Annotated in this window: 10 protein-coding genes and 1 pseudogene; 5 read left to right on the top strand and 6 right to left on the bottom strand. The window is 71.9% G+C overall.

The features are described 5' to 3' along the window. Window positions 1–405: phosphotransferase (locus tag IH13_RS0120110; protein WP_031086391.1), on the bottom strand; the 405-nt coding region annotated here is incomplete at its 3' end. Window positions 406–938: 533 nt separating this feature from the next. On the opposite strand from IH13_RS0120110, the gene IH13_RS0120105 reads away from it, so the two are divergent. From IH13_RS0120105 to IH13_RS0120085, 5 genes are all read left to right on the top strand, one after another. Beyond that, window positions 939–2,141: a S8 family peptidase gene (locus IH13_RS0120105; protein ID WP_031086389.1), complete on the top strand. Its 1,203-nt coding sequence runs from the start codon at window positions 939–941 to the stop codon at window positions 2,139–2,141. Window positions 2,142–2,235: 94 nt separating this feature from the next. Continuing rightward, window positions 2,236–2,784 carry a DUF1697 domain-containing protein gene (locus IH13_RS0120100; RefSeq protein ID WP_031086387.1) on the top strand — a complete coding sequence of 183 codons (549 nt, stop codon included), beginning with the start codon at window positions 2,236–2,238 and terminating at the stop codon, window positions 2,782–2,784. After that, a complete protein-coding gene (locus IH13_RS0120095) occupies window positions 2,777–3,166 on the top strand; it encodes a nuclear transport factor 2 family protein (RefSeq protein WP_031086385.1) in 390 nt (129 codons plus the stop codon). Before IH13_RS0120100 ends, IH13_RS0120095 begins: the two co-directional genes overlap by 8 nt. A 539-nt stretch (window positions 3,167–3,705) precedes the next feature. Further along, a complete protein-coding gene (locus IH13_RS0120090) occupies window positions 3,706–4,623 on the top strand; it encodes a S1 family peptidase (RefSeq protein ID WP_082317653.1) in 918 nt (305 codons plus the stop codon). A gap of 271 nt (window positions 4,624–4,894) precedes the next feature. Further along, window positions 4,895–5,524, top strand: coding sequence for a mycothiol-dependent nitroreductase Rv2466c family protein (locus IH13_RS0120085; protein WP_031086381.1), 630 nt, complete (start codon window positions 4,895–4,897; stop codon window positions 5,522–5,524). A 6-nt stretch (window positions 5,525–5,530) separates the two neighbouring features. Here the strand turns inward: IH13_RS0120085 and IH13_RS0120080 are convergent, their stop codons facing one another. The 5 genes and pseudogenes from IH13_RS0120080 to IH13_RS0120060 all read right to left on the bottom strand — a co-directional run. Further along, the gene (locus tag IH13_RS0120080) at window positions 5,531–6,283 is read right to left on the bottom strand and encodes a sirohydrochlorin chelatase (RefSeq protein WP_031086380.1); all 753 of its coding nucleotides are present in this window, start codon (window positions 6,281–6,283) and stop codon (window positions 5,531–5,533) included. 7 nt (window positions 6,284–6,290) lie between these two features. After that, window positions 6,291–7,169, bottom strand: coding sequence for an ABC transporter permease (locus tag IH13_RS0120075; RefSeq protein WP_031086377.1), 879 nt, complete (start codon window positions 7,167–7,169; stop codon window positions 6,291–6,293). After that, complete coding sequence (locus tag IH13_RS0120070) at window positions 7,156–7,947, bottom strand: ABC transporter ATP-binding protein (RefSeq protein ID WP_031086374.1); 792 nt, start codon at window positions 7,945–7,947, stop codon at window positions 7,156–7,158. The genes IH13_RS0120075 and IH13_RS0120070 overlap by 14 nt, the downstream gene beginning before the upstream one ends. A gap of 57 nt (window positions 7,948–8,004) precedes the next feature. Then, the gene (locus IH13_RS0120065; RefSeq protein ID WP_031086372.1) at window positions 8,005–9,114 is read right to left on the bottom strand and encodes an aliphatic sulfonate ABC transporter substrate-binding protein; all 1,110 of its coding nucleotides are present in this window, start codon (window positions 9,112–9,114) and stop codon (window positions 8,005–8,007) included. Between the two features lie 287 nt (window positions 9,115–9,401). Further along, window positions 9,402–9,774 (bottom strand): annotated as a pseudogene (locus IH13_RS0120060) (elongation factor 1-alpha C-terminal domain-related protein); the annotation flags it as partial.

Raw genomic sequence — 9,774 nt, 5'->3', positions numbered from 1 at the left:
CAGCCAGCGCTCGACGCCGCCCAGCAGCTCGCGGCGCGGCAGCGTGAAGTGCTCGGGCGGGGGCAGCGCGTGGACCCGGGTGAGCAGCGGCGCCAGGTCCCGGGGTTCGGGCGGGCGTACGGCGTCCGGCAGCCGGTGCCACAGCGTCACCGGGTGCCCCTCGACCAGCCGTGGCGCGGATTCGGCGGCGCGGACGGCGGGCACACCCGCGTCGGCGAGCCACCGCGCGACGGCCACCTCGCGCTCGGCCCGCTCCCGCAGCTCCGGGTGCGAGGTGGCGGCGCGGCCCACCTTGGCCACCAGGTCGCCGACGGCGAACACCGCGTTCTCGCCGAGCGCGAGCAGCCCGGCGTCGGCGGGCAGCCCCGCGGCGGTCAGTACCTCGCGGGCACGCATCTCGTCCATGACCCGATTTTCGCATCCGCGCAGGCCACCTCGACGGTCGGAGGGCACGCCGGGACGGTGGCACGGCCCGTGTACACGGTCATACCGGTAGGAAACGGTGCTCAACAGGCGAACGGGGAGTCCGGTCCCGCTGCTCGGCGCCGGGTCTCGTTGTGCGGCAGTGCGCCGGGCTCCACCGACGCACGGTCCGGCCGCACCCCCGCTCCACCCGATGGACCGGCCCGCCCGACTTCCAGGGCCTGCTGCCTGACCGCCGGTACGAGGGTCCCGGCGGTGCCCTGCGCCCGGATCCCGCCCGCGCTCCGGCCGGTGGTACGGCCGAAGTGCCGTCGTTGCAAGGGCAGTTGAGGGGGGTGTCCGACTTGGTCGTAAGTGTTTCGGTTTCCTGTGGAGAGAACCGGGTGACTGCGTGACGTCTACATGAAGGCCTTGATCTGGGCGCGTCAATCGAGCAGGGTTTCGAGGCAGCCCCCGGAGATTTTCCGGCCGAGGGCCAATCCCCCCACAAAGAATGACGAGGAGAACCCCTCTTCATGGCCATTCACCAGCGCGCCCGCCGGACGAAGCTCACCGCCGCCATCACCGCCGTGGCGGCGGCCGCCGGTGTGACCCTGTTCGGCACGTCGTTCGCGGGAGCCGCCCCGGCCCCCGCCATGGGTATCGTCTACGGCGCGGACGCGGCCACCGCCGTGTCCGGCAGCTACATCGTCATGCTGAGCGAGAAGACCGACAAGAGCAAGCTCGCCGAGAGTTACGGCGGCACGCTCGAGAGGAACTACAGCTCCGCCATCAACGGCTTCTCGGCCAGCGGTCTCTCCGAGACCGAGGCCAAGCGCCTCGCCGCCGACCCGGCCGTCTCCAAGGTCGTGCAGAACAAGAAGTTCCATATAGACGCCACCCAGGAGAACCCCCCCTCCTGGGGCCTGGACCGGATCGACCAGACCGAGACCGCCGGTGACGGCGCGTACACCTACCCGGACGCCGCGGGTGAGGGCGTCACGGCGTACGTCATCGACACCGGGGTCCGGGTCACGCACGAGGACTTCGAGGGCCGGGCCACCTCCGGCTTCGACGCCGTGGACGACGACGACGACGCCGACGACGGCAACGGTCACGGCACCCACGTGGCCGGCACCATCGCGGGCGCCGCCCACGGGGTCGCCAAGAAGGCGGACATCGTGGCCGTCCGGGTGCTGGACGACTCCGGATCCGGGACCACCGAACAGGTCGTCGCGGGCATCGACTGGGTCACCGCCAACCACGAGGGCCCCTCCGTCGCCAACATGAGCCTCGGCGGCGGCGCCGACCCGGCCCTCGACGCCGCGGTCCAGAAGGCCATCGCGTCCGGCGTCACCTTCGCGGTGGCCGCGGGCAACGAGTCCTCCGACGCCGGCCAGGGCTCGCCCTCGCGCGTCCCCGAAGCCATCACGGTGGCCTCGTCCACGGTCGACGACGAGCAGTCGTCGTTCTCCAACTACGGTTCGGTCGTCGACATCTACGCCCCCGGCTCGAACATCACGTCCGACTGGAACGACAGCGACGACGGTACGAACACCATCTCGGGGACGTCCATGGCGACCCCGCACGTCGTCGGTGCCGCGGCCGTCTACCTCGGCGGGCACCCGGACGCCACCCCGGAGCAGGTCGCCACGGCTCTCACCGAGGGGGCCACCCCGGACGCCATCTCCAACGCGACCGCGGGCACCGCGAACAAGCTCCTGAAGATCGTCGAGTAACCGCCCGGCACCACCGGTGACACCGGCCGCCGCGCCCTCCCCACGGGGCGCGGCGGCTCTCACCGGCCGAGAGGACCGTTCTATGGTGGGGAGTATGAGCACGAGGTACGCGGCGCTGCTGCGCGGGATCAACGTCAGCGGTCACCGGAGAGTCCCGATGGCCGAACTCCGGGCGCTGCTCACGGACCTGGGGCACACCGGTGTCGCCACGCATCTGCAGAGCGGTAACGCCGTGTTCGGCAGCGCGTCCGGCGACGAGGGGACGCTGGGCGCGGAGTTGGAGCGGGCCGTCGAGGAACACTTCGGGTTCCGGGTCGACGTCCTGGTGCGCACCGGCCGTTATCTCGCCCAGGTGGCCGAGGCCTGCCCGTTCCCGGCCGACCGGCTGGAGGGCAGGCAGTTGCACGTCACCTTCTTCGACCGGTCCGTGGACGCCGCCCGTTTCGCCTCGTTGGACGCCGCCGCGTTCCTCCCGGAGGAGTTCAGGCTCGGAGCCCGGGAGCTCTACCTGTACGCGCCGGACGGGCTCGGCCGTTCCAAGCTGGCCGACGCCCTGGCCCGCCCCGCCCTCAACCGGGGCGTCCTCGCGACCACCCGCAACTGGAACACCGTGGCCCGACTCGTGGAGATGACGCGTGACTGACCCCTCGCCCGCCGTGGCCGCAGCCATCGAGGGCGAACTCCGCCTCCTCGACCCGGTCGTACGGGCCTCGGCGGAACTGCTGGCGACGATGCTGCACCCCGGCTTCCGGGAGATCGGCACGAGCGGGCGCCTCTGGGACCGCGACACCATCATCGTGGCGCTGACCGCCCCCGACCCCGACGCCCCGCGCCCCGGCCCGCTCACGGCGTCACGGATGCGCGGGGAGCAACTCGCCGAAGACCTGGTGCACCTCACCTTCGACACGGAGTCCGGGGGGCTGCGCTCGCACCGCAGTTCGCTGTGGCGGCTGACCGGCAGCGACTGGCGGCTCTACTTCCACCAGGCCACCCCCTTCATCGACGACCCGTTCGCCGAGATCTGACGTCCGAAGGGGACCTGCGGGCGTCGTTGGTCACCCGGGCGCCGCCGGCCATCCGGGCGCCGGGGGTGTCCGTGAGCCGGACGTCGGGGATCCCGGAGCGGGGAGCCCGGGGCCGTAGGGGCTGTTTTCGGCCAATCGCGACCGCGCGGCCAACCGCCGCCGAGACCGTCGTACGTACCGGCGCGGGGCGGGTGCGGCCCGCCCGCTCCGGGCAGGCGGACCCGGCCCCGGACGGCATGGCGCCGGAGGGCATGAGCCCTCGTCGTGCCCCCGCGCCGCCCGCCCTGGTGCCGCGCGGGCACCGCCCGTCCGATGAGCGGACGAAGCCGTCCGCGGGCCACCTCGCCGCGTATCGGGGTTCACCGTCCGTTTTTCGTCACGGAGCCGGGCGGGCCTCTTGTCACCGGATCAAGCGGAGCCACATATTCAGGCCGTGCGGTTGGCAGGTTCACGATCAGACCCATCTGGTCCGTGGACGACCGCACACGGCGGCCGTCCACCCAGCGGTCGGCGACACCCCCCCATCCATGGAGGATTCCGTGACCTTCAAGCGCCTCGCCCCCCTCGGCTCCCTCTCCAGACGTGCCCGGCTCATCGCCGTCACCTCCGGCCTGGTCACCGCCGTCGCGCTGGCGGCGCCGACCGCGGTCGCCCAGCCCACCCAGGACACCGCCGTCACCAAGGCGGCGCTCGCCGACGCCAGCACCGCCGTGCGCGGTGCGGACATCGCCGGTACCGCCTGGTACTCCGACGCGGCGACCGGCAAGGTCGTCGTGACCGTCGACAGCACGGTCTCCGCGGCCGAGGTCGCCACGATCGAGAAGTCGGTCACCGACACCGGCGCGAAGATCGACATCAAGCACACCCCGGGCCAGTTCAACAAGCTCATCGCCGGCGGCGAGGCGATATACGCCGGCGGTGGACGCTGCTCCCTCGGCTTCAACGTCCGCAGCGGCAGCACCTACTACGCGCTGACCGCCGGGCACTGCACCCAGATCGGCAGCACCTGGTACACCAACTCCGCCGGGACCGCGACCCTCGGTTCGCGTGCGGGCTCCAGCTTCCCCGGTAACGACTACGGGATCATCCGGCACTCCAACTCCGCCAACGCGGACGGCCGGGTCTACCTCTACAACGGCAGCTACCAGGACATCACCTCGGCCGCCAACCCCACGGTCGGCCAGTCGGTCAAGCGCAGCGGCTCCACCACCGGCGTCCACAGCGGCACGGTCACCGGCCTCAACGCGACCGTCAACTACGGCGGCGGCGACATCGTCTCCGGCCTGATCCAGACCAACGTCTGCGCCGAGCCCGGCGACAGCGGCGGTTCGCTCTTCGCGGGCAGCACCGCTCTCGGCCTCACCTCGGGCGGCAGCGGCAACTGCTCCTCGGGCGGCACCACGTTCTTCCAGCCCGTCGTGGAAGCGCTGAACGCCTACGGCGTCCAGGTCTTCTGAGGCTGACGCATCACCGACCCGGCTCGACACGGCGGGCCGCGCTCCTGGAGCGCGGCCCGTTGTCGTGTTCGTCCGAGACCGTGGGCGCGCCCACCGTGGAGCCGTGAAGACCGCGTACGCACACATGGCCGAGTGCGCCCGGGTGGCCCGAGCCGCCGGTACCCCGCTCACGGCCACCACGCGGGGCAGCGGCCTGCCCCCTCGGATGGCCCATCGGACCGGTGGTGAAATGGCCCACCGCCCCGGGCCACCGTCTCTCTAGGCTCCTGCCATGACCACGCACACCGATACACCGGGCAGCACGGCCGTCGACTTCTACTTCGATCCGGCCTGCCCGTTCGCCTGGATCGCCTCCCGCTGGATGCTGGAGGTCGAGCAGCGGCGCGACATCGACCTCCGCTTCCACGTGATGAGCCTCTACCTGCACAACACCGGCAACGAACTCCCCGACTGGTACCGCGCTCTGGTGGACCGCTCGAGAGGCCCGGTGCGGGTCGCCGCCGCGGCGGCCGCCGCCCACGGCCCGGGCGTCCTGCGTGACCTCTACACCGCCCTGGGCTCCCGCATCCACCAGTGCGAACGGGAGGACTTCGACGCCGTCACCGCCGAGGCACTCGCCGAACTGGGCCTGCCCGCCGCCCTGGCGGACGCCGCGCACACCGAGGACCACGACGACGCCGTACGCCGCAGCCACGACCGGGGCAAGGACCCGGCGGCCGGCTCCTACGTCGGGACGCCCACCCTCCACGTCGACGGCACTGTCTGGTTCGGGCCCGTGCTGAACTCGATCCCCCGGGGCGAGGAGGCGGCACGGCTCTTCGACAGCTTCCGGGTGCTGGCCGGCCACCCTGACTTCTTCGAGCTGAAGCGGTCCCGCACCGGCACCCTCGACTGCGGCTGAACCGCCCTACGCGCTCAACGACCGCGCCCCGGCCGCCGGGGCACAGGCCTCGTCGTAGCGGATCAGCAGCAGCCGGGCGAGGGCCGGGGACGGGCCCAGTACGCCGGAGAGCACATCGGCCCCGGCCGCCCCGGCGGCGATCCGGTCCGGGAGCCGGCCGGGGGCGATGACGTACGGGGCCACCGCCACCCGGCGCACCCCCTCGGCCCGCAGGTCCCGCACCGCTTCCTCGGTACGGGGCAGAGAAGCGGAGGCGAACGCGGGCCGCACGGCGCACCAACCGGTGTGCCGCAGCTCCCGCGCGATTTCAGCGATCACCGCGCTCGCCTCCGGGTCGGTGGAGCCCGCCGAGGCCAGGACCAGCCCGGTCGAGCCCTTGTCGGCGGGCGAGAGCCCCGCCTCGTACAGCCGCTGTTCCAGCGCCGCGTTGAGCAGCGGTGACGGGCCGAGGACGTCGGCCTGCCGGATCCGCAGCCCCGGCAGCCGGGTCCGGGCCTCGTGCAGCACCGAGGGGACGTCCGACTTCGCGTGGAAGGCCCGGGTCAGCAGCAGGGGCAGGGCGACGACCTCACCGGCCCCCTCCGCGGCCAGGCGCTCCAGCACGCGGGGCACCGAGGGCGCGTTGAACTCCAGGAATGCCGTCTCCACGCGCAGCCCGGGCCGCAGCGCCCGGACCCGCGCGGTGAGCGCGTGCACAGTCGCCGCGTGCCGCGGATCGCGGCTGCCGTGGGCGGTGACGAGGAGGACCGGGGCAGTCATGCCGGACTCAGTTCTTGACGAGGAGACCACGGCCGCGCAGCACCCGCCGCTCCAGCGGACTGAAGATCAGCAGGTCGATCGCGATGCCGACGAACAGGATGAGCAGGATCGCCAGGAAGATCCCCGGCATGTCGAAGTTGTTGCGGCCGTTCTCCAGCAACTGCCCGAGCCCCAGGCCGAGATCGGGGGAGGAGGCGATGATCTCGGCGGCCATCAGCGAACGCCAGGAGAACGCCCAGCCCTGCTTGAGGCCGGCCAGATAGCCCGGCAGCGCGGCCGGCAGGACGATGTGCCAGGTCCCGCGCAGCCCCGTCGCACCGATCGTGCGTCCCGCGCGGAGGAAGAGCGGCGGCACCTGGTCCACACCGGAGACCAGACCGTTGGCCACCGACGGCACCGCGCCCAGCAGGATCACCGCGTACATCATCTTGTCGTTGAGGCCGAGCCAGATCACCGCCGGGGCCACCCACGCCACCGAGGGCAGGGACTGGAGTCCCGACAGGATCGGGCCTATCGCGGCCCGGACCAGTCGCACCCGGGCCACCAGCAGGCCCAGCGGTGTACCGATCGCCACGGCCAGCAGGAAACCGAGCAGGCCGCGCGACACACTCGTCCAGACGACGTCCAGGAGCGTGCCCTTCAGCCACATGTCCCGCACGCTGTCCCAGACCGCGGACGGCGGAGGCAGCTTGTAGTCGTCGGTGACCTCGGCCTGGACCAGCAACTGCCAGACGAGGAGCACCAGGACCACCGCGACCACCGGCGGCAGGACCTTGGCGAGAAGGACCTCGCGGAGCGGGGTCCGCCGCACCTGGACGGCGTCCAGGGCGTCCAGCCCGGCCTCCAGCCCCGCGAGATCGTCGGGCTTGGTGTCAGTGCTGGCCATGACGGCGGATCTCCCCACGCAGTTGTTCGGTGATCTCGACGGACAGCTCCGCCACGGCGGTGTCCTCGATGCGGCGCGGCTGCTCGATGCCGACCGTCCACTCGCGGGCGATCCGGCCGGGCCGCGAGGACAGCAGCACGACCCGCTGGGCCAGCCGCACCGCCTCACGCACGTTGTGGGTGACGAAGAGCACCGAGGCGTTCGTCTCGCGCCAGATGCGGGTCAGCTCGTCGTGCAGCACATCGCGGGTGATGGCGTCGAGCGCGGCGAACGGCTCGTCCATCAGCAGCAGTCGGCTGTCCTGGGCGAGCGCGCGGGCCATCGCCACCCGCTGGCGCATACCGCCCGAGAGCTCGTGCACCCGCTTCCCGTACGCCCCGCCCAGGCGTACGAGTTCGAGCAGCCGCTCCGCCTCCGTGCGGCGGTCCGACTTCGCCACCCCGCGCAGGCGCAGGGCGAGTTCGATGTTCTTGCCCGCGGTCAGCCACGGGAAGAGGGCGTGCTCCTGGAACATCAGGGCCGGCCGGCCGCCCGGGGTCTCGATGGACCCCGCGCTCGGACGGTCCAGCCCGGCCACCAGGTTGAGCAGGGTCGACTTGCCGCACCCGGAGGCCCCCAGGAGGGTGACGAACTCGCCCGGGGCGACATCGAGCGTGATGTCGTCCAGGACCAGCTGCTGCCCCGCGGGTCCTGCGAAGGACTTGGAGACGTGCGTGATACGGGCGGCGTGCTCGACCGCCGCACGGTCCTCGGCCTTGGTGAGGGTGGTGGTCGCCATGGTCGTCACCTCCTGGGGATCTCGGTGCTTTCGGATGTCCGGTTGCTGCCGGACGGGCTACTTGACGCCGAGACCGGCGTCGGCGGCCTCGGGCTCGCCCGCGGCCTTCAGGATCTTGTTCAGCGGCCTCAGGTCGTAGATCCCCTTGAGGTCCGGCTCCGCCAGCAGCCCGGCCTTCACCGCGTGCCGGGCCTGGGCGTCGAGCGTGGCGGCCAGCGGATCATCGGTGATCCTGATGGACTCCCACGCCGGGTCCAGGACCTCGGCCGGCAGCGCCTTGCCGCTCAGCTTCTCCAGCGCGGTGTTGGCCGACGCCTTGGCCTCGTCGGGGTGGGCGTTGATCCACTTGTTGGTGTTCACCGTGCCGCGCAGCACGGCCTCGACGACGTCCGGGTGCGCGGTGAGGAACTTCTGCGACACGATGATGTTCGTGATCACGAACCGGTCGTCCGGCCAGAGCGTCGACTCGTCCAGCAGCACCTTCGCGCCCTCGGAGACCAGCTTCGAGGCGGTCGGCTCGGGGACCCAGGCGCCGTCCAGGGAACCGGACCTGTAGGCGTCCGGGGTCACCTTGTTGTCCGAGCGGACCACGGAGACGTCGCCCTTGCCGCTCTGGGCGTCGACCTTCCAGCCCTTCTCGGAGATCCAGTTGAGGAACGCCACGTCCTGGGTGTTGCCGAGCTGCGGGGTGGCGATCTTCTTGCCCTTGAGATCGTCCACCGTCTTGATCTTGTCCGGGTTGACGACCAGCTTCACCCCGCCGGAGGCCGAACCGCCGATGATGCGCAGGCTCTGGCCCTTGGACTTGGTGTACCCGTTGATCGAGGGGGAGGGGCCGATGAAGCCGATGTCGATGGAGCCCGCGTTGAGCGCCTCGATCTCGGAGGGCCCGGCGTTGAACGTCGAGGGCTTGACCGAGGTGCCGCCCAGCTCCTCGGCGATGAGGCCTTCCTCGATGCCCACCAGGGCGGTGGCGTGCGTGAGGTTCGGGAAGTAGCCGATCTTCACCGTGTCGGCGGACAGCTTCTTCCCGTCGGCGGAGACACGCGTGGTGTCCTGCTCCTCCGCCTCGGAGCCGTAGCCGCAGGCAGTGAGGGCCACCGCGAGCAGCGGCAGGGCGGCGGCAGCGGCGAGGCCGCGGCGAAGGGTGGTACGGGGGGCTGGCACGGGAGGGTTTCCTCTCGTCGGCCCGGTCTCACATCCCTCGAAGGCGCGGAGGGGTGGCCGGGTCGTCGGCTGGTCGTCTTCGTCCGAAACGGTGCTGCGGGTGGTACGGGCGGGCGCGCAGGCAGTGCGCGTACGTCATGCCGCACATCGCCCGACCCCGCCCTGGCCTCCCCCGAGCTCTCGTCTTCGTTCGACCGGGGGGCACCCCCGCCCGAGGGCGCCGCCGCCGACACGGCCGCCCTCCTTCGCGAAGGTCGAGAAGAAGTCCCTCGTCACGTCCGTCGTCATCAGAAGTCCCACTCCGCGTCCTCGGCCGCGGTGTCCCCGGCGTCCGGGGCGTCCACGGCGGCGAACGACGCGCCCGCCATACCGGCCGTCCGCGTCGTGCCGCGCCATACCGGCCGTCAGCGTCGTGCCGTCCGCGGGGTCGATGAGCAGGAACGACCCGGTGCGCCGGGAGTCCGCGTAGGCGTCGAGCGCGAGCGGCTCGGCGGTACGCACCACGACCCGGCCGATGTCGTTGGCGGCCAGCTGCCCGGGGGCCGGGTGCTGGGAGAGGTCGTCCAGGGTGAGCCGCGAGGGGATCTCCTTGACGATCGCCTTGACCGTGCGGGTGGTGTGCTTCAGCAGCTGTCTCTTATACACATCTCTGAGCGGGCT

This window comes from Streptomyces sp. NRRL WC-3549, assembly GCF_000721935.1.
Classification (GTDB): Bacteria; Actinomycetota; Actinomycetes; order Streptomycetales; family Streptomycetaceae; genus Streptomyces.
Note: the sequence above shows the minus strand (reverse complement) of the source record. Positions and strands in the feature narration are given on the sequence as shown.

Coding starts and splice junctions, on each gene's coding strand:
- IH13_RS0120105 (WP_031086389.1), top strand. CDS start 939: ATGGCCATTCACCAGCGCGCCCGCCGGACGAAGCTCACCGCCGCCATC.
- IH13_RS0120100 (WP_031086387.1), top strand. CDS start 2,236: ATGAGCACGAGGTACGCGGCGCTGCTGCGCGGGATCAACGTCAGCGGT.
- IH13_RS0120085 (WP_031086381.1), top strand. CDS start 4,895: ATGACCACGCACACCGATACACCGGGCAGCACGGCCGTCGACTTCTAC.
- IH13_RS0120080 (WP_031086380.1), bottom strand. CDS start 6,283: ATGACTGCCCCGGTCCTCCTCGTCACCGCCCACGGCAGCCGCGATCCG.
- IH13_RS0120075 (WP_031086377.1), bottom strand. CDS start 7,169: ATGGCCAGCACTGACACCAAGCCCGACGATCTCGCGGGGCTGGAGGCC.
- IH13_RS0120070 (WP_031086374.1), bottom strand. CDS start 7,947: ATGGCGACCACCACCCTCACCAAGGCCGAGGACCGTGCGGCGGTCGAG.